Source organism: Salinarchaeum chitinilyticum (assembly GCF_055390775.1).
Window position 1 is genome coordinate 1,471,576 of record NZ_AP043888.1, and the last position, 17,824, is coordinate 1,489,399.

The 17,824-nt window shown below is 68.8% G+C and carries 17 protein-coding genes; 12 read left to right on the plus strand and 5 right to left on the minus strand.

Features of this window, described 5'->3' with window-relative positions; translation table 11 throughout:
* Positions 1–49 precede the first annotated feature (49 nt).
* Positions 50–1,255 carry an outer membrane protein assembly factor BamB family protein gene (locus ACZ5KP_RS07200; protein WP_460923067.1) on the plus strand — a complete coding sequence of 402 codons (1,206 nt, stop codon included), beginning with the start codon at positions 50–52 and terminating at the stop codon, positions 1,253–1,255.
* Positions 1,256–1,306: 51 nt separating this feature from the next.
* Here the strand turns inward: ACZ5KP_RS07200 and ACZ5KP_RS07205 are convergent, their stop codons facing one another.
* Positions 1,307–1,729: a universal stress protein gene (locus ACZ5KP_RS07205; protein ID WP_460923065.1), complete on the minus strand. Its 423-nt coding sequence runs from the start codon at positions 1,727–1,729 to the stop codon at positions 1,307–1,309.
* Positions 1,730–1,823: 94 nt separating this feature from the next.
* Between ACZ5KP_RS07205 and twy1 the strand changes: the two genes are divergently transcribed.
* The 6 genes from twy1 (at position 1,824) to fer (ending at position 6,618) form a co-directional block, all read left to right on the plus strand.
* Entirely contained in the window at positions 1,824–2,819 is a 996-nt protein-coding gene (twy1, locus tag ACZ5KP_RS07210) for a 4-demethylwyosine synthase TYW1 (RefSeq protein ID WP_460923063.1), read from the plus strand.
* Between the two features lie 116 nt (positions 2,820–2,935).
* A complete protein-coding gene (locus tag ACZ5KP_RS07215; protein ID WP_460923061.1) occupies positions 2,936–3,502 on the plus strand; it encodes a GNAT family N-acetyltransferase in 567 nt (188 codons plus the stop codon).
* A gap of 31 nt (positions 3,503–3,533) precedes the next feature.
* Entirely contained in the window at positions 3,534–4,028 is a 495-nt protein-coding gene (locus ACZ5KP_RS07220) for a DUF5810 domain-containing protein (protein ID WP_460923059.1), read from the plus strand.
* Between the two features lie 21 nt (positions 4,029–4,049).
* Positions 4,050–4,463: a DUF5809 family protein gene (locus tag ACZ5KP_RS07225; protein WP_460923057.1), complete on the plus strand. Its 414-nt coding sequence runs from the start codon at positions 4,050–4,052 to the stop codon at positions 4,461–4,463.
* 691 nt (positions 4,464–5,154) lie between these two features.
* Positions 5,155–6,081, plus strand: a complete 927-nt coding sequence (gene ddh, locus ACZ5KP_RS07230; RefSeq protein WP_460923055.1) for a D-2-hydroxyacid dehydrogenase — start codon at positions 5,155–5,157, stop codon at positions 6,079–6,081.
* 147 nt (positions 6,082–6,228) lie between these two features.
* Entirely contained in the window at positions 6,229–6,618 is a 390-nt protein-coding gene (fer, locus tag ACZ5KP_RS07235; RefSeq protein ID WP_460923053.1) for a ferredoxin Fer, read from the plus strand.
* Positions 6,619–6,728: 110 nt separating this feature from the next.
* On the opposite strand, the gene ACZ5KP_RS07240 is transcribed toward fer, so the two are convergent.
* The 3 genes from ACZ5KP_RS07240 to ACZ5KP_RS07250 form a co-directional block, all read right to left on the minus strand.
* Positions 6,729–8,138 carry a glycerate kinase type-2 family protein gene (locus tag ACZ5KP_RS07240; RefSeq protein WP_460923051.1) on the minus strand — a complete coding sequence of 470 codons (1,410 nt, stop codon included), beginning with the start codon at positions 8,136–8,138 and terminating at the stop codon, positions 6,729–6,731.
* A 96-nt stretch (positions 8,139–8,234) separates the two neighbouring features.
* Positions 8,235–9,275: a cytochrome d ubiquinol oxidase subunit II gene (locus ACZ5KP_RS07245; protein WP_460923049.1), complete on the minus strand. Its 1,041-nt coding sequence runs from the start codon at positions 9,273–9,275 to the stop codon at positions 8,235–8,237.
* Positions 9,272–10,669, minus strand: coding sequence for a cytochrome ubiquinol oxidase subunit I (locus tag ACZ5KP_RS07250; protein WP_460923440.1), 1,398 nt, complete (start codon positions 10,667–10,669; stop codon positions 9,272–9,274). The genes ACZ5KP_RS07245 and ACZ5KP_RS07250 overlap by 4 nt, the downstream gene beginning before the upstream one ends.
* 429 nt (positions 10,670–11,098) lie before the next feature.
* On the opposite strand from ACZ5KP_RS07250, the gene ACZ5KP_RS07255 reads away from it, so the two are divergent.
* The 5 genes from ACZ5KP_RS07255 to ACZ5KP_RS07275 all read left to right on the plus strand — a co-directional run bounded on the left by ACZ5KP_RS07255 (position 11,099) and on the right by ACZ5KP_RS07275 (position 17,222).
* Complete coding sequence (locus ACZ5KP_RS07255) at positions 11,099–12,139, plus strand: A24 family peptidase (RefSeq protein WP_460923047.1); 1,041 nt, start codon at positions 11,099–11,101, stop codon at positions 12,137–12,139.
* 123 nt (positions 12,140–12,262) lie between these two features.
* Positions 12,263–13,015, plus strand: coding sequence for a MogA/MoaB family molybdenum cofactor biosynthesis protein (locus ACZ5KP_RS07260; protein WP_460923045.1), 753 nt, complete (start codon positions 12,263–12,265; stop codon positions 13,013–13,015).
* Positions 13,016–13,214: 199 nt separating this feature from the next.
* Positions 13,215–15,533 carry a heterodisulfide reductase-related iron-sulfur binding cluster gene (locus ACZ5KP_RS07265; protein WP_460923438.1) on the plus strand — a complete coding sequence of 773 codons (2,319 nt, stop codon included), beginning with the start codon at positions 13,215–13,217 and terminating at the stop codon, positions 15,531–15,533.
* A gap of 175 nt (positions 15,534–15,708) precedes the next feature.
* Positions 15,709–16,311 carry a conditioned medium-induced protein 4 gene (locus ACZ5KP_RS07270; protein ID WP_460923043.1) on the plus strand — a complete coding sequence of 201 codons (603 nt, stop codon included), beginning with the start codon at positions 15,709–15,711 and terminating at the stop codon, positions 16,309–16,311.
* Positions 16,312–16,562: 251 nt separating this feature from the next.
* Entirely contained in the window at positions 16,563–17,222 is a 660-nt protein-coding gene (locus ACZ5KP_RS07275; RefSeq protein WP_460923041.1) for a CRISPR-associated protein Cas4, read from the plus strand.
* A 79-nt stretch (positions 17,223–17,301) separates the two neighbouring features.
* Here ACZ5KP_RS07275 and ACZ5KP_RS07280 read toward each other — a convergent pair whose 3' ends face one another.
* Positions 17,302–17,727 (minus strand): hypothetical protein, encoded by a 426-nt coding sequence (locus tag ACZ5KP_RS07280; protein ID WP_460923039.1) that lies wholly within the window; start codon positions 17,725–17,727, stop codon positions 17,302–17,304.
* Positions 17,728–17,824: the final 97 nt, after the last annotated feature.

Here is a 17,824-nt window from a genome sequence, read left to right on the forward strand (position 1 = left end):
TCCCCGATCTTTCGGTGTGCTTATTGGTTTTCGAACGGCGGTCGAACCTATGCAACGGCCCGGGCGACGCGAACTGCTGATTGCGGGCAGTAGTCTCCTTGCCGGCTGCTCCAGGCTATCAGGGGACGACGATGGCGGAGGAAGTGAGCCGGAGATCGACGATGCCGGAGGGAGTGAGTCGGAGGACGACGATACCGGTGGAAGCGGGTCGGAGATCACCGAGCGGTACCCCTCCTGGCAGTACGACTGGCAAAACTCCGGGGCAGCGGACGACGTCAGCGCTCCGCAGCAACGACCGTCGCTGCTCTGGGAGCGTGAGATCGGGCCAGGAAACGGTGGGGCAACGCCGGTGATTGCGGACGGGAAGGTGTTCTTGGGGAACGGGGGCAGTACGTTCTACGCACTCGACGCTGCTTCCGGTGAGACGGACTGGACCGTGGAGACCGGCAAGTGGATCCACTCGACCGCCGCGATCGACGGGGAGTTCCTCGCGTTCGGCTGTGACGATTTTCGAGTCCGCGCGTTTCACACCGACGGAACCGAGCGCTGGACCTACGCCGCCGACTTCGAGGTCTCGTCGGATCCGGTGCTGACCGACGAACTCGTCATCGTCACCGATACCAACGGGCTGGTGTACGCGATCGAACGGGAGACGGGGGAATCCGCCTGGACCCGAACGCTCGAAACGGACTCGCCGGGCCACATGTACTCCCCGGCCCTGGGACCGGAACAGCTCTACGTTGGCAATCACGACACGACGTGGGCACTCTCACCGGACGATGGGAGCACCGTCTGGAGCACTGACGACGACCGTCAAGTCGGCGGGTCACACGCCGTCGTGGACGGGCGGGTCGTCGGAGTGACGTTCGCCGGCTTTGGCGAGGAGCGGGGGACCGTCCACGCCCTCGACCCGCAGACGGGAACGGTCCAGTGGTTCCACGAACTCGAGCAGTCGTATCCGAGCGACGCTGCCGTCGTGGGGAACACCGTCTACATGAGCGATCCGGACGGGCTCGCCGCCCGTTCGGCGTCCGATGGGACCGTACAGTGGCGTGTCCAACTCGGCGACAGTTGCGGTACGCCAGTCGTCGCCGACGAGACGGTGTACGTCGGCTCGAGCAGTGGCATTCACGCCATCGACACGGACGGGACCCCCCGGTGGAAGACGGACGCCGCGACGGGCGACTCCGGTATCGCGATCGCCTCGGGGACGATCTTCACGAAGCAGGAGGAACGGCTCTACGCACTCCAGTAGGGGGGAGAGCGTTCGAGTGCATCGGCACCGCTCGTCGGCTGGCCGCCCGACTCATTCCTCGCGGGAACCGGTAACGACGACGGGCAGCGACGTCCCGCGAAGCACGTCCTGGGCGACGGAGCCGAAGACCGCCTTCCCGACGGCGGAGCGCTTGCGCCCGCCGACGACGATCGACTCGACCGCACGTTCGTCGGCGGTCTCGAGGATCCGGTCGACGGGATCGCCGCTCTCCTCGAGGACGTTCACGTCGACGCCCGCTTCCTCGAGACGCTCGCTCGCCCGACGGACGGCGCCGACGCGCGTCGCCGTGTTGAACCGCCTGTGCTCGTCGGGCACGTCGTCCGACGTCTCGTCGAAGACGAACAGGAGGAGTGCCTCGACGGCGTTCGCGGCGTCGGGGAGTGTGGCGACGTACTCGGCCTGAGCGAGCGCCCGCGATTCGTTCACGTCGACGGGAAGCAGGACGCGGTACATGTTAGCACGAATGTGGGCAGGGGTGAAAAAGGGGGTTGCCGAACGGCCGCCCGCGGACCCGCCCGCTTTTCCCGCTCGCCCTCAACGCTGGGGTATGAGCGACGCGGACGGACCCAAGCAGGTCGACGACCCCGACTACCACAGCGTCAACCACACCGCTGCCCAGACCTGCGGCTGGACCAAGAACGCCCTCAACGGCGAGGGGACCTGCTACAAGCACGCCTTCTACGGCATCCGCTCTCACCGCTGCATCCAGATGACGCCCGTCGTCAAGTGCAACGAACGCTGCGTGTTCTGCTGGCGCGACCACGCCGGCCACGCTTACGAGCTCGACGGCGTCGAGTGGGACGACCCCGAGGCGGTCGTCGACGCCTCGATCGAGCTCCAGCGCGAGCTCCTCAGCGGCTACAAGGGCAACGACAACGTGCCCCAGGAGCGTTTCGAGGAGGCGGTCGAACCCCGCCACGTCGCGATCTCGCTCGACGGCGAGCCCACGCTGTACCCGTACCTCCCGGAACTGATCGAGGCGTTCCACGACCGGGGGCTGACGACGTTCCTCGTCTCGAACGGCACCCGGCCAGAGGTGCTCGCGGAGTGTGATCCCACGCAGCTGTACGTCTCCGTCGACGCACCGGATCGCTGGACGTTCGACCAGACGGTGAAGGCCGTCGAGGACGGCGCCTGGGAGAAGCTGATCGACACGATGGACGTGCTCGCACGGAAAGACGAGACGCGGACCGTCCTCCGGACCACGCTCGTCGACGGCCACAACATGCGCGATCCGGACTGGTACGCCGCATTCTACAAGCGTGCGGATCCGGACTTTATCGAGCTGAAAGCCTACATGCACGTCGGGCACTCGCGGGGCCGGCTCGACCGCTCGAACATGCCCGAGCACGAGGACGTGGTGGACTTCACTCGCGAGATCGGCGAGCATCTGCCCGAGCACGACGTGCTGAAAGACCGCCCACCGTCCCGCGTCGCGCTGCTCGCCCGCGAGGAGGACACCTGGGTACCGAAGCTGCGGACCGACTCCGCGTTCTGGGACGCCCCTGGGCCGAGCGACCGTGCCGCGGTGACCGACGACTGAGGCGTCGGACCGGGCTCGATGGGCGAGCGGCCGCCGCCGTAGGCCTGAAGGCCGTAGTGAGCCACTCGACGAACTCACCGCTGGCTCTTTAGTTCGCGACCGCGAAGGGTTCCGACGTGACGGTCGCCCCCGACACCGACGCCATCCACGTCCGCCAGGTCGAGCGGGCGGACCTGCTCGCCGTCCACCGCATCGAGCGAGCGGCGTTCCCGACGCCGTGGCCCTTCGAGGCGTTCGAGCGGTTCGTCGACGCGCCGGGCTTTCTCGTCGCCGTCGAGGAGCCCGAGGGAGCCGTGGCTGCGAGCGCCGAGGGCGGCGCATCTCCGGGACGTGACGCGGACGGAGAGCAAGCGGCAGGGACCGGGACCGACCCGATCGACGACGGCGGCGTCGTCGGCTACGTCGTCGCGGAAGTGACCCCGAACCACGGGCGGGCGTTCGGCCACGTCAAGGACCTCGCGGTCCATCCCGAGCACCGCCGCCGTGGCATCGCGAGCACGCTCTTGGAGCGAGCAATCGTCACGGTCGCCGGCCAGGGCGCGGCTTCGGTGAAACTCGAGGTCCGGGAGGACAACGAGCCGGCGCAAGCGCTCTATCGCGACTTCGGCTTCTCGCCGATGCGCCGGCGTGAAGGGTACTACGAGGACGGCGAGGACGCACTCGTGCTCGCCCGGGAGCTGTAGCATTTTTCCCCGGCCGGACCGATTTTCGGGCATGGCCTACGCCTGCCCGGTCTGTGAGACGCTCACGCCCGACGGCGAGCATCTCGCTCACCACCTCGCGATCGTCGCGATGACCCGCGGCGGCGAGCACGAGGACTGGCTCGACGAGCACGCCGAAGCGGCCGCAGGCGAGGGGAGCGAGGACTGGCACGAGGCGAGCCCCGACGAGATCGCCGCCGTCGCGATCGAGCACGCCGAGGAGGTCGAACACGACCTCGTCGACGACAGCGCTGGCGAACACCCCGACGTCGGGCACGCTCACCAGGGCGGGCACGAGCACGGCGGCGGTGGCGGTCGATCCGGGGATGGCAGCCGCACCGCGGGGACTAGCGACGAGGCGGCCGCAGTGCTCGCCGAAGCCCGAGAGATCACCGAGCAGATGCTCGACGCTACGGAGAGGGACGTTGACAGCGAGCAGGCTCCCGACGATGGAGCTGACAGCGACGCGCCCGGCAACGGAGCAGCCGAAACCGACAGCGACGAGTAGCCCCACGCGCCAGGATCGCCCATGGAGACGACCGGACGGCTCGCACCCGCCGATCCCGACGACGCCCGCGCCGCCTACGAGGAGCTGGCGACGCCGGCCTCCGTGGTGACGAAGGAGGTCGCGCGAGCGCTCGAGATCGAGGACTTCCGCGAGCGCGTCTCGCCGGAGGTCGTGGCGACGACTCGCGACGCGATGTTCGCCTCGAACCTCAGCGTGACAGTCGGCACGAGTGCGGAGTTCGAGGACTGGCGAGCCGAGTACGACGGCGAGGTCGTCGAGTCCGGCAACGAGAACGTCGACAACGTCGCCTGGCACGAGTTCGACGGGCTCGCACTCGCCGCGACCTTCCACGAGGAGCAGGACGCCGCCGTCGCGACCGTGCGCAGGCAGGCGTTCAATCGGTGCTACCGGGCACTGTTCTATCCCGACGAGTAGCGGTCGAATCGGTGGCTGCGAGGGGTTGTGATTTGTCGTTGTGTGGCTGCGATCGTTGGCTGGAGTGGAACTTGGGCTATGAACAGCCACGGAAGCCCCCTCCCGCTCCGGTCGCGCGGCTCGCTGCGCTCCTTGCCGACCTCCGGTCGGCTGCGGTGCTTACGTCGCCGTGCTTCCCGGAGCGGTCGGCCCCTTCCGGAGTCCCACCCGAATCGTTTCTTGAGTGGTCTAATTTCGGTGGAAGGCGCGGTGGCGCGCGTTTCGCGGCTGTGAGCCGAGCGAAGCGAGGCGAACGCCGTCGGAGCTTGCTCCGACGGAAGCGTCAGCAGCCGCGTAGCGTGCGAGGGACGAGCAGCGCAACGAGCGCCAGCGACGTGAGCAGCGCAGGAGGTTGGGGAGGATCGAGGTGCGGTGGGTGGGGCTTCGAAAGGGGCAGGGTGGTCGGCTGTCCCCGGGCGACGTAAGCACTGCACCGACTGAGCGTAGCGAAGGAGGGAAGCGCGCAGCGAGCGTCACGCGAACGAAGTGAGTGTGACCTCGAAAGACGAGCGTAGCGAAGTCTTTCGGTGCCCGGGTCATCGAGCGCTCTGGGGCTTTTGGAGCTCACTGCCTTGATGCCAGAGTTACCAAAACCAACCACGACGTTCAACCGCCAGTTCCATTTTATAGTTCCCGGCCTCACGTCCGGACGATGAAGCTGGGTATCCACGAGTCCGTCGAGGCGGTGTTCCCGCCCGCCGAGCTCGAGACGTTCCTCGACGACGCGGACGGCGTCGAGGCCGAGCAGATCGGCGACGATCCCATCGCGCTGGGCGCCTGCGACGGCGTCGTCACCTTCGACTACCGCGAGTACTTCCTCGACGCGGTGGACTGGGTCCACTCGATCCAGGCCGGCGTCGATCGCTTCCCGCAGGACGAGTTCGAGGCCGAGGGCGTCGTCCTCACGAACAGTACGGGAATCCACGGCGCGAGCGTCGGCGAGACGGTCGTTGGGTACATGACCGCGCTCGCCCGGAACCTCCACGCGTACCGCAGCGCCCAAGATCGTGAGGAGTGGGCCGACCCGGACTGGGATCGCCCGTTCACGCTGGCGGACGAGTCCGTCTGCGTGGTCGGGCTGGGGACGATCGGCCAGGGCGTCGCCGAGCGCGCGACCTGGATGGGGATGGACGTCTGGGGCGTGCGGCGCACGCCGGATCCGGTGCCGATCGTCGACGAGGTCTACGGGCACGAGGGACTCCACACCGCGCTCATGGACGCGAAATTCGTCGTGCTCGCGGTGCCGCTGACGCCGTCGACGCGGCGGATGATCGGCCCCGCCGAGCTGGCCGCCATGCGCGACGACGCCTACCTGATCAACGTCGCCCGCGGGGGCGTCGTCGTCCAGGACGCACTCGTGAGCGCGCTGGAAGACGGGGAGATCGCCGGCGCGGCGCTCGACGTGTTCCAGGAGGAGCCCCTGCCCAAGGAGTCGCCGCTCTGGGGGATGGACGACGTGATCGTGACGCCACACGCCGCAGCACGGACGCGGGACTACTTCCGGGACGTCGCCGAGATCGTCATCGACAACGTCGAGCGCCAGGGCGAGGGACTGACGCTCCGGAATCAGGTCGTCTGAGCCGGTGCTGCGATCGCAGGCAGTGGCCTGCCGAACTGCCCGGTGCTACCGGTCGTCCAGCCCGATCACAAGTGTTGCCAGGGATCTGGACGGCCGTACAGCGCGGAACAGCAAGGTTGAACAGTGCGGGCGCAGAATTTCCGGTTGATGCCTACCGTAGAATACCTCAACTACGACGTGGTGGACGACGAGGGCTGGGATATGTACGACGACGACGTGTTCGGCGAGGCTGCCGACATGGACCTCTCCGACGAGGACTACGGCACCCTCGACGTCAACGAAGGCGAGTACATCCTCGAGGCCGCCGAGGCCCAGGGCTACGACTGGCCGTTCTCGTGTCGTGCCGGCGCGTGTGCGAACTGCGCCGCCATCGTCCTCGAGGGCGACATCGACATGGACATGCAGCAGATCCTCTCCGACGAGGAGGTCGACGAGAAGAACGTCCGCCTGACCTGCATCGGCAGCCCCGCTGCCGACGAGGTCAAGATCGTCTACAACGCGAAGCACCTCGACTACCTGCAGAACCGCGTCATCTGAGCGCGCTCCACCGCCCCGTTCTCCGGGCAGGAGCGATTTTCTCGGTTTCTCCCGATCGTGCATAGCAGCACCACCCATCGATCAGCCACAACGCCGGAGCCACGCTGGAATCACGAATCGCCGATCACGATCACCCGGAGATCGTTCACGTTCGTCCCCGTCGGCCCGGTCCGAAGCAAGGCACCGGCGTCCTCGAGAAACGGGTAGACGTCGTGGTCGTCGAGGGCTCGCCGGGCAGCCGAACGACCACCGTTCCCGCCAGCGATACGGTCTGGCGACAGTAGCGCTCCCGCTGCGTCGGTGCTCCCGTCGATGCCGTCGGTGTCCACAGCCGCTACGACGATCTCCGGCGAGTCCGACGCCGAGGCGGAAGCGGACGAAAAGGGAGAACAGGAGGAAGACAGCTCCAGCGCGCTCGTGAGTGCGAACTCCTGGTTCGGACCGCCGCGACCCTCGGCGTCGCCGACCGTCACCGTCGTCTCGCCGCCGGAGAGCAGCACGGCCGGGGGCTCCACCGGTCGCCCGCTCGCCGCCACCTCTGCGGCGATGCCGCCGTGGACGGTCCCCACGTCGCTGGCCTCCCCGCGAATCCGGGTCGAGAGCACGAGCGGATCGTAGCCGGCTCGCTCGGCGACGGCCCGTGCAGCCTCGACGGCTGTTCCGTTCGAGGCGAGCACGTGGACGTCGACGGCATCGAAGGCTGGATCGTCGGGACCGGGCGTCTCGGGAGCGCGCCCGGCGACGCCACGTTCTATCAGTCGCTCGACGGAGTCCGGCACCGAGACGTCGTACCGATCGAGGACGGCCCGTGCCTCCTCGTACGTCGTCGAATCCGGCGAGAACGGGCCGCTGGCGACCGTCGCGGGATCGTCGCCGACGACGTCGCTGAGCACCGTCGCGACCGTCGTCGCGGGCGCAGCCGCTCGCGCGAGACGACCGCCCTTCAGGGCCGAAACGTGCTTTCGCACCGCGTTGATCTCGTCGATGGTGGCGCCGCTCCGGACGAGCGACTCGGTCAGCGCCTGGAGGTCCGCGAGCGTGACGTCACCCGCCGGAGCGGGCAACAGCGCACTCCCGCCGCCGGTGACGACCCCCAGGAGCAGGTCGTCCTCGCCCGCGTCCTCGGCGAGCGCCAGCAGGCGTTCGGTCCCCTCCAGCGCTGCGCGATCGGGCGTGGGGTGCGATCCGGTCACGGACTCGACGACGTCGAGCGGGACGGGATCGTCGGTCACCACGATCCCGTCGTCGATGCGGTCGCCGAGGCGCGCCTCGAGCGCAGCGGCCATCCGGCCGGCCGCGTTGCCGCCGCCGAGGACGAGCACGCGCTCGAAGACGTCGAGGTCGTAGGACTCGCCGTCGACGATGAGCGTCGAGCCGTCGACGCGAACGGTCTCGGCGAGGACCGTCTCCGGTCGCGCGGCGTCGATCCCCGCGAGGAGGCAGTCGACGGCGAGCGCGGCCTCGGGCGACCCGTCGAGTGCCGACCGATCCTCGACGGTCGTCGCCTCCTCGCCGTGCATACCGGTACCACGGAGAACGCGGCCAAGAAAGCACGGATGCCTGCCTCCGCTCCCGGGAATTGGCCCACTGGGGCGTCGTGCCCGCCGCTGACCGCCCTACTCGCCGTACCCCTCGCCCTCGACCGTGCCGCCGAACACCGAGTAGAGGTAGACGAAGTAGCCCAGGACGAGGGCGAGCACCGGCACTCCAAGGATCGTCAGGAGGTTGAGCGCGACCGGGGAGACTGTTGCCTCAGTGATCGTGAGCCCGGTCGCCGGGTAGACCTCGGGGTAGAGCACCACGCCGACGAAGCTCCCGAGCAGTGCGCCCAGCCCGAGAGTGCTCGCGAACCAGGAGCGGTAGCGTCCCGATCGCGAGAGGGCGACGCCGCCGACCGCCAGCCCGACGCTCGCGAGGACGATCGCAGCGACGGGCAGGATCTCGGGCGCCGAGAGCAACTCGCCGCGGAGACCGCGAGGATCGAGCGCGAGCACGGTGCAAAGCAGGACCACCACGCTCGCGAGGTACGCGCCCGTCGCGAACTGGCCGTAGCGGGCGAGCTCCTGGGCGAGCGACGCCTCGGTCTTCGCGGCCAGGTAGGCCGCCCCGCTCGTCAGCGAGAGCGCGATCACCACCAGGGCGGTCAGCACCGCCGGGAGCGAGAGCGTCCCGGTGCCGAAGATCCAGCTACCCACGAGCGTCCCGAGCAGGAGCGGGGAGAGTGTGCTGCCCGCGACGAACAGCCGGTCGCAGTTCCGGCGCCAGGCCTCGTCGTCGCGTTGCTCGCGGAGCTCCGGGGCGACGCCACGCAGGAGCAGCGCCATCACCGCCGCGATCGCGAGCAGGTAGTGCCGACTCAGGAGGTTCGCGTACGCCGCGGGAAACGCGCCGAGGAGCGTCGTCCCGAAGGCGACGAGCCAGACCTCGTTGGCGTCCCAGACGGGGCCGAACGCGGCGAGGAACTGCTCGCGGTCGTGCTTGTCGCGGGTCGCGTACCACATCCCGATCCCGAAGTCGAACCCGTCGAGGGCGACGTACAGGGTCAGCGTGGCGAGCACGATTCCGAACCAGATCTCGGGGAGATCGGGGTGGAGATACGAGTCGCCGAAGAGCGAGAGCGGCGCGACGGACAGGTCGGCGACGGCGTCTGGGTTCATTCGTCCTCACCCCCGGCGACCGTCCCGAGGATCGGGACGCGAGACCAGACGGAGCCGGCGGCTGCGTCCTGGCCCTCGCGGCCCTCGACCCGCGCCAGCTCCGCTTCGACGAGGAGCTTGCAGACGTACAGGAAGGCGGCCAGCAGGAGCACGTAGAGGACGACGAACCCCAGCAGCGTCGCCGTCGCCTCCGCCGATCCGAGGCTCGTCGAGACGGCGTCCTCCGTACGCAGGACGCCCTGGACCACCCACGGTTGGCGACCGATCTCCGTGACGTACCAGCCGGTGAGCATCGCGGCGAAGCCAAGCGGCGAGGCGAGCATCATGGCCTGGAGATACCGATCGCTGTCAGTGAGCCGGCCCCTGACCGCGAGATAGCCACCCCAGAGCGCCAGCCCGATGAACAGGAAGCCCAGCCCGACCATGAAGCGGAACGCCCAGAAGACGATCGCCACTGGCGGGTTCTCCTCGTACTCGTTCAACCCGAGGACCTCCGCGTCGAAGTCGCCGCCGCTGGCGAGGTACGATCCCACCCCCGGCAAACTCACCGTCCAGAGGTTCTCCGCGCGCGGATCGGTCAACGCATCGGGGTCCTTCGGGATCGCGATCAGGTGCAGATCGGCCTGCCCGGTCTCGTAGTGGGCCTCCATCGCCGCGAACTTCTGGGGCTGGGTGTCCTCGACGTGGCGGGCGTAGGCGTCCCCGTGGACGGCCTGGAACGGCGCGGAGACGAGCAGGATGACGACCGCGATCTTCAGGGCCGTCCCCCAGGCTTCAGAATCCCGCCGTCGCCAGAGGAAGAAGGCCGCGACGCCCGCGACAGCCAGCGAGACGGCGATCACCGCGGCGTTCATCATGTGGACGTACATCCACGGGAAGCGCGGGTTCAGGAACGCCGCGGCGGGGTCGGTCAGTTTGGCGACCTGCATCCCGTTCCGCTGGACCAGCTCGTACCCCCGCGGCGTCTGCATCCAGGCGTTGACGACCAGGATCCAGAAGCCCGAGAGCCACGCGCCGACGCCGACCAGCACCGAAGAGAGCACGTACTGGCGATCGGAGACCCGCTCGCGACCGAACAGGAGGACGCCCAGGAACACCGCCTCGAGGAAGAACGCCATCTTCGCCTCGAACGCCAGCGGGCCGCCGATCAGCTCGCCGGAGACCTCCGCGAAGCGCGGGAAGTTCGTCCCGAACTGGAAGCTCATCGGAATCCCCGTCACCGTCCCCATCACGAAGCCGACCGCGAAGATACCGACCCAGAACTCCCGCAGCCTGGCGTACTGCTCGGCGCCCGTGCGGACATCCTTCCAGGTGAAGTAGACGACGAACGGTGCCAGGCCGATCGACAGCGACGCGAACAGGATGTGGACGGAGATCGTCCAGCCGAACTGCATCCGGCTCGCCAGCTCCGGCGAGAGGAAGGCGGGAAGCGCATCGAGGACCGTCGCCAGCGGCGCGACCGCTGGGAGCGTGGCGTCGGCGGCGAGGGCGAGCGTCGGATCAACCATCGGTCTGGAGGGAGCGACCGTCGTCCATCGGCGAGCGAGACGCCGGGGGATGCGTCAGCGGGCGACCGGGCGGTGCCGCGCGGCGAGGGACCAGCTGCCGTCGCGTCATACCGTGACGTTCGGCTGGGCACCATTAACCGGTGCCGGGATTCCCGGTCCGTAAGAATCAGTTCGGGAATATGTTCGGGGACGAGGGGCGCGAGTGGGACGGCGCCAGCACGCTCCAGCGACAGTGGCGACGGCCGCCGGCGGAGGCTCCTGATCGCCGTCGCCACAGCCGGAACGTTGAAACGGTTTCCACCCACCGTTTCGGCCGTGTTCCACGAGTCGATGATCGAGGTCGGGCCGGTGCTCGCCCGACCGACGGACCTGCTGCGCCTGCTCGCGGTGCCGGCGTTCGTCTGGGCCGCGTGGACGGACATCCAGGTCCGGCGGGTGCCCAACCGCCTCTGGCCGCCGCTGGCGGTGCTGGGGGCCGCCCTCCTCGCGCTCGATTTCCACCACTACAGCGCCGTGGGTGGCAACACCTACAGGCTGTTCCTGCTCGGGACGGCGCTGAGCATCGGCGTCGTGATCCCGCTGGTCTACGGTTTCTGGCTGATCGGCGGGTTCGGCGGCGCGGATTTCAAAGCGCTGGCGACGCTCGCGATCCTCTTTCCGGCGTTCCCCGAGTACCACGTCGGCGGCACCGTCTACCCGCTCGTCGACACGACCGCCGGCGCGTTCGCGTTCACGATCCTCACGAACGCGGTGCTCGTCGGGTTGAGCTACCCGCTCGCGCTCGGGGCCCTCAATCTCCTCCAGGGGAACCACTCGCGCTGGATGGTCGTCGGACGGAAGCGATCCTGGCGGGCGCTCCCGGAGGCGCACGGCCGCCTGCTGGAGGATCCGGACGGAGGGACCCGGAACGGGCTCGACCTCGACGCACTCCGGATGTACCTGCGCTGGCGCGGTATCGGAATCGCGGAGCTTCGCGACGACGCCGACGAGCTTCGCGATCCGGCGACGCTCCCCGCGGAGCCCAACCCGGCGACCGACGGGGCGGTGCGCTCCGAGGAGTCGCTGCTCCCCGACGGCGGCACTGGGGCCAGCGACGCTGCCGAGTCGGAGGCCCCGCCGGAGACCGATTTCGACGATCCCTGGGGCGCCCAGGCGTTCCTCGACGACGTCGGCAACGACGCCTACGGCACCGACGCCGCGACGCTCCGCGGCGGCCTCGAGGTCGTCGCCGAGCGCGATGCCGTCTGGTACTCGCCGGGGATTCCCTTCATCGTCCCCGTCTGTGTCGGACTCCTGCTCGCGCTCGGCTACGGCGACCTGCTCTTCGGCGTGCTCTCCGCGCTGGGACTGGCCTGAGCGCGACGGCGAGGCTCGCTCCCGCTCGCATTCATATCACTCACGTGACGGCGAGAACGTCGACCCGTCGCCACCGGCACGGACGGTCCGGACATTTACCCCGACGGCCGCGGAACCCGGTGTATGGTCGACTTTCAGTCGCGGGACACGCGACGCTCGCTCGGTGACGACGAGGGCGAAGCGGAGAGCGATTCCGAGAGCGGAGCGGAGAGCGACGGCCAGAGCGACGGGGCCACGGACCCCGGAGCAGCGGCACCAGCGAACGCCGAGGCGGCCGGGGACGCAGACGCGGAGGCGGCGCCCGACGCCGACGAGTCCGGCGCTCCCGACGGTCGGGTCGACGAGGGTCCGTCGAACGATCACGCCCACGATCACCACGCCGACGACCTCGAGACGGTCTCGGCGGCGATCCTCACGGTCTCGAGCACCCGGACGATCGACGAGGACGCCGCCGGGGACGCGATCGTCGAGGTGCTCGAAGGTGCGGGTCACGAGATCGCGACCCGCGAGCTCGTCAACGACGATTACGACGGCGTGCAGTCCGCCGTGGACTCGCTGGTCAGTCGCGGCGACGTGGAGGCGGTGGTCACGACCGGCGGCACCGGCGTCTCGCCGGACGACGTGACGCCGGAGGCCGTCCGGCAGCTCTTCGAGAAGCCGCTGCCGGGCTTCGGCGAGACCTTCCGCGCGCTCTCCCGAGAGGAGATCGGCACGCGGGCGATCGCCACCCGGGCAATGGCAGGGATCGCGGACGGCGTCCCGGTGTTCTGTCTCCCCGGGAGCGAAGCCGGTGCTCGGCTCGGCACTGCGGAGATCATCGAGCCGGAGGTCGGCCACCTCGCCGGGCTCTCCCGCCCGCACGAGACCGAGGAGTGACGCGACGACAGCGCCCCAGCGCGACGGGGCCGAGGGGTGGCAGCGCCGCCCGAAAACTCGAAACAAATTGTAAATTATCGCAGGATGGTGGCGGGGTTCTGGCAGTTCGGTGCGAACTTTTAAGCCACGCCGGTCCGCGTGTGGAATCATGACAGTCGGGCACGCGGTTGGGGGAGTGACGGGAGCGAGCGTTCACGCGATGCGGGCAGTACCGATCCCCCTGCAGTCCGGCGACGAGGTGACGCGACCGACGTTCTTCGAGATCAGCTCCGTCGGCAAGATCCTGTTCTACCTGCTCGCGGTGGTGTCGATCGCGATCTTTCTCCGGGGGCTCTACCTGCGGGTCGCGCGCTTCGGCCGCGGGCGCTCGGACCCCCAGGATCGGCTCTCGGAACTCCCGCGACGGGTCCTCCGGGCGGCGAAGTCCGTCGGCTCGAACGCACCGCTGTTCGATCGCGATCCCTACGCCGGCGTGATGCACGCCTTCCTCGTCTGGGGGTTCCTGACGTTGTTCGTCGGCACGACGATCCTCGCGATCGACATGGACATCGCGCGGACCGTCTTCGACACCTCGTTCTGGGTCGGCGACTTCTACCGGGCCTACGAGGTCGTGATGGACGCGATGGGCCTGCTGTTCGTCGTCGGGGTCGCGATGGCGATGTACCGGCGCTACTGGGTCCGAAGCGAGCGTCTGTGGGGTCCCCGCGTCTCCCTGGCTGACGACGCGTTCATCTGGACGCTGTTCGTCCTCGGCGTCGGCGGCTTTCTGCTGGAGGGCCTGGGGATCCTCGGCCGCGGGATCCCCGAATTCGAGGTCGTGAGCTTCGTCGGCTACGGCCTCGCGCTGGCCTTCGAGTCGGCGGGGATGAGCGCGAGCGACGCTGCCGCGATCTACCCCGCGATCTGGTGGCTGCACGCCATCCACGCGCTCGCTTTCGTCGCCCTGATTCCCTATTTCAAGGCGTTCCACATGCTCTCCTCCTTCGCGAACGTCGTCGCCCAGGACGACGACGCCGGACGTCGCCTGCCCGGGATCCCCGCCGATCTCGACCACGAGAACGCCACCGACGTCGACCACTTCACCTGGAAGGAACAGCTCGATCAGGATGCCTGCACCAACTGCGGGCGCTGTTCCTCCGTCTGTCCGGCGAACGCCTCGGGCCGCCCACTCGACCCGCGGAACGTGATCCTCGATCTGAAAGCTTACCGCGAATCCCTCGAGGAGGGCGGTCCCGAACGCCCGATCGTCGGCGACGCGAGCGGGCTCCGGACCGACGGCGGCACGGTCGCCGCGGACGCCAGCGGAGAAACGGATACCGGCGACGCCGCTCCCGGGATCCCGGACGGCCCGACCACGGCCGGCACGAACCGCGAGCCCGTCGAGCCCGACCCCGACGACGCCGTGATCGACGCCGACGCGATGGAGTCCTGCATGGCCTGCATGGCCTGCATGGACGCCTGCCCCGTCGAGATCGAGCACCTCACCTCCTTCACGCGGATGAACCGCCAGCTCGTCGACGAGGGCGCCGTCGATCCGAACGTCCAGGACGTCTTCCAGGACGTCATGCAGAAGGGCAACAGCTTCGGGGAGTCCCAGAGCAAGCGCGGGGATTGGGCCGACCCACTCGACGTCGAGCCCACGGACGCCCGCGAGGAGTCCGTCGAGTACCTCTGGTACGTCGGCGACTTCCCGAGCTACGACGACCGTAACAAGGAGATCGCCCGCTCGCTCGCGAAGCTGTTCGATGCCGCCGGCGTCGAGTGGGGTATCCTCTACGACGACGAGAAGATGGACGGCAACGACGTCCGGCGGATCGGCGAGGAGTTCCTCTTCCTCGAACTCGCCGGCCACCACGTCGAGACGTTCCAGGAGTGTGAGTTCGAGACGATCGTCTGCACCGATCCCCACTCGTTCAACACGATGAAGAACGAGTATCCGGAGGTCGACTTCGGCGAGTTCGCCGACGACCCCGTGATGCCCTTCGAGTTCGACGGCCAGTGGAACGCCGACGGCGAGATCGACGTGAAACACTGGACGCAAGTGCTCGCGGACCTCCAGGCGCGGGGCGACCTCGGCCTGACTGGCGACGAGCTCGACTACACCGTCACGTTCCACGACCCCTGCCACCTCGGGCGGTACAACGGCGTCTACGAGCCCCCGCGGGAGCTGCTGACCGCCGCCGGCTGCGACCTTCACGAGATGCCACGGAATCGCTCGGATTCCTTCTGCTGTGGCGGCGGCGGTGGGGGCGTCTGGACGGAGTTCGAGGAGGAAACGAAACCCAGCGAGGAGCGCCTGCGGGAGGCCACGGAGGACACCGCCGCTGGCGACGCGATCGAGAAGTTCGTCGTCGCGTGCCCGCTCTGTACGACGATGTTCGAGGACGGCCGCAAGACCGGCGACTTCGAGGACGACCTCGAGGTCGTCGACGTCGCGGAGCTCCTGGTCGAGGCGCTCGATCTCGACGGCGACGACGCTGCCGGGAGCGACGCCACCGACCAGGGCGACGACGACTGAACCACGCGGCCGGATCGACGGGGCCGGCTGCTCGCCGGGCGACGTCTGTGCAATGTCGGTTTCTCCGGGGCCGAACTCGTGCAGAAATCCCCATTCGTGAACGTCGATCCCCAGCGGACCGGCTACCGCTGCAGAAGACATATAGGTGGCCGGGCGCAGATACCTGCCTACCCCCATGGACGAGAAAACGGAGGAGCTCCGTGACATCTTCATGGACGTCACGGACTCCGACACCGTCACCGAGTCCCAGGCCGCCACCAAGGGTTCCCTCACCGACGACGAGCAGGCGCGCGACCGCCTCGCCGATCTCGTCGCCGAGATGCGCGACCGCTACGAGTTCGAGACCGATCTCTCCGACGGGCAGCTGTGCGAGCTCGCGCTGTCCTTCTACGACGGCGCGAGCGACGCCGACCTCGCCCGCGAACTCGACGTCGAGCGCCGCACCGTGTTCCGCGCCCGGCTGGACCTCCACCTGTTCCGGGATCGCGACCTCGATGCACCCTTCGACGTCGAGTCGTTCCGACGCCGGATCGCTGGCGAGGAGACCGTCGCCACCAGCGACCTCGCCGACGAGTTCGACGTCAGCGAGTCGACGATCCGCCGCTATCGCCGGGTCGTGACGGCCCAGGACGAATCGCGCCGCGCGAACGACCGCTACCGCGACGAGTTCGACTCCATCCTCGGCGACGCCGACCTCGCCGGGCCCCTCACGCAGGAGGCCCGTCAGGACGGCCTCGACGACGCGACCGAGGGGATGGAGACGGACGTTTCCTTTTAGCCCACCTTTTTTCTCGTCGGGTTTCCTCGGCCGCTCGTAGAGCGGCCTGCGGGAACCCTCCTCGAAAAAATCTGGACCAAAAAAGGCCGCACCTCACTCGCGACGCTCGTTCGGCACGGTGAAACGCTCGCTTCGGTCGCGTACGTCTACGACACAGCCACTGCAAGACCACCGTACGGCCGAGCAGCGGCAACACCACAACCGCCGCGCCGGCCACACCTTTATGACAGATTCCGCGGCGAAACCGGCCCATGCCCGTGGCCTTCAGCGACCTCCGCGTCGCCGCCTACTGTCCCCGCAAGCTGTACTACCGTCGGCGCGAGCCAGATCGCCAGCCGCCGGAGAGCGTCGCCGAACGTCGCGAGCTTTCCACCTGCTATCCCGACCTCCTGGCTGCCGACGACGCGACGCTCGCGACGCTACCGATCGACGAACCGCCGCCGCGCTACCGGCGCGCACTCGAGCGTGCTCGCGACCGCCTGGATTGCTGGGAAGACGTGGTGGATCCCGTTGCACGGAACGTCTACCTCGCGGGACGGGACTGCCACGGGATCGCCCACAAGATCCTCGGCGATCCGCCACGGCCGGCGATCGTCTCGCCGGGTGAGCCCCCGGATGCCGGCGTCTGGGAGCCCCACTCCGTGCAGGCGGTCGCGGCGGCGAAGTCGCTGGCCTGGGAGCGTCAGCGACCGGTCGAGTCCGCCGTCGTCGAGTACCCCGCCCACGGCGCGATACGGGAGATCGAGCTGACGACCCGGCGGAAGGCCGCTTACCGTGACGCGTTGCGAGCGGCTGCGGAGCTCGAAGGGCCGCCGAGTCGCGTCGAGAACGAGGCCAAGTGCGAGCCCTGCGAGTACGCCAGCGAGTGCGGCGTGCGCTCGCGGTCGCTACACTCGCTGCTGGGAGATTGAGTCGGGCGAGCTGGCAGCGGCGGACGGATGGTACCGACGACAGCGGCGGGGGAAAGCTCAGCTGCCAGCAGCAGGCAGCCTAGGGATCCAGCCGGTAGCGCGTCGTCTGGATGCCCTCAAAGCGTGGCCCCGGGCCCACGTCGTCGAACCCCTGGCTCCTGGCCGCGGCCGCGACGCCGTCGTCTGCCTCGGGGACGAGCAACTCGACGGCCATCCGCTCGCGCTCGGCGAAGCGGACGGGCTCCGAAAGCAGGCGCTCGCAGGCGTCGGCGGTGCCGTCGAGCTGCGTGACGTGGACGGCGTCCTGTTTGGCGTCGAAGCTCACGAACCCGAGCAGCTGGGGATCGGTCCCCGCGGCGTCGGCGTTGGGATCCGCGTCGACGATGTCGGGCTCGGCGACGCGAACCGTCCGGTCGTGGACCAGATTCCGCATGACGTCCTGCGGTGCGTCGGCGATGGCCGCCATCGCCGTCGCGTCGTCCTCGACGGCGTCGCGAACCTGCATTACGCGAGTCTAATGAGTCAGGCGGCTAAAAGTCTGTGCTGCTTTGACACACCACAGAGAGCTGGAGTGACCCGACCTGGCTGTCGAGCGGGAAGCG

Excerpts from the sequence above, each read along its gene's own strand:
- ACZ5KP_RS07200 (WP_460923067.1), top strand. The coding sequence starts at position 50 with ATGCAACGGCCCGGGCGACGCGAACTGCTGATTGCGGGCAGTAGTCTC.
- ACZ5KP_RS07205 (WP_460923065.1), bottom strand. The coding sequence starts at position 1,729 with ATGTACCGCGTCCTGCTTCCCGTCGACGTGAACGAATCGCGGGCGCTC.
- twy1 (WP_460923063.1), top strand. The coding sequence starts at position 1,824 with ATGAGCGACGCGGACGGACCCAAGCAGGTCGACGACCCCGACTACCAC.
- ACZ5KP_RS07220 (WP_460923059.1), top strand. The coding sequence starts at position 3,534 with ATGGCCTACGCCTGCCCGGTCTGTGAGACGCTCACGCCCGACGGCGAG.
- ACZ5KP_RS07225 (WP_460923057.1), top strand. The coding sequence starts at position 4,050 with ATGGAGACGACCGGACGGCTCGCACCCGCCGATCCCGACGACGCCCGC.
- ddh (WP_460923055.1), top strand. The coding sequence starts at position 5,155 with ATGAAGCTGGGTATCCACGAGTCCGTCGAGGCGGTGTTCCCGCCCGCC.
- fer (WP_460923053.1), top strand. The coding sequence starts at position 6,229 with ATGCCTACCGTAGAATACCTCAACTACGACGTGGTGGACGACGAGGGC.
- ACZ5KP_RS07240 (WP_460923051.1), bottom strand. The coding sequence starts at position 8,138 with ATGCACGGCGAGGAGGCGACGACCGTCGAGGATCGGTCGGCACTCGAC.
- ACZ5KP_RS07245 (WP_460923049.1), bottom strand. The coding sequence starts at position 9,275 with ATGAACCCAGACGCCGTCGCCGACCTGTCCGTCGCGCCGCTCTCGCTC.
- ACZ5KP_RS07250 (WP_460923440.1), bottom strand. The coding sequence starts at position 10,669 with ATGCAGTTCGGCTGGACGATCTCCGTCCACATCCTGTTCGCGTCGCTG.
- ACZ5KP_RS07260 (WP_460923045.1), top strand. The coding sequence starts at position 12,263 with ATGGTCGACTTTCAGTCGCGGGACACGCGACGCTCGCTCGGTGACGAC.
- ACZ5KP_RS07265 (WP_460923438.1), top strand. The coding sequence starts at position 13,215 with ATGCGGGCAGTACCGATCCCCCTGCAGTCCGGCGACGAGGTGACGCGA.
- ACZ5KP_RS07270 (WP_460923043.1), top strand. The coding sequence starts at position 15,709 with ATGGACGAGAAAACGGAGGAGCTCCGTGACATCTTCATGGACGTCACG.
- ACZ5KP_RS07275 (WP_460923041.1), top strand. The coding sequence starts at position 16,563 with ATGCCCGTGGCCTTCAGCGACCTCCGCGTCGCCGCCTACTGTCCCCGC.
- ACZ5KP_RS07280 (WP_460923039.1), bottom strand. The coding sequence starts at position 17,727 with ATGCAGGTTCGCGACGCCGTCGAGGACGACGCGACGGCGATGGCGGCC.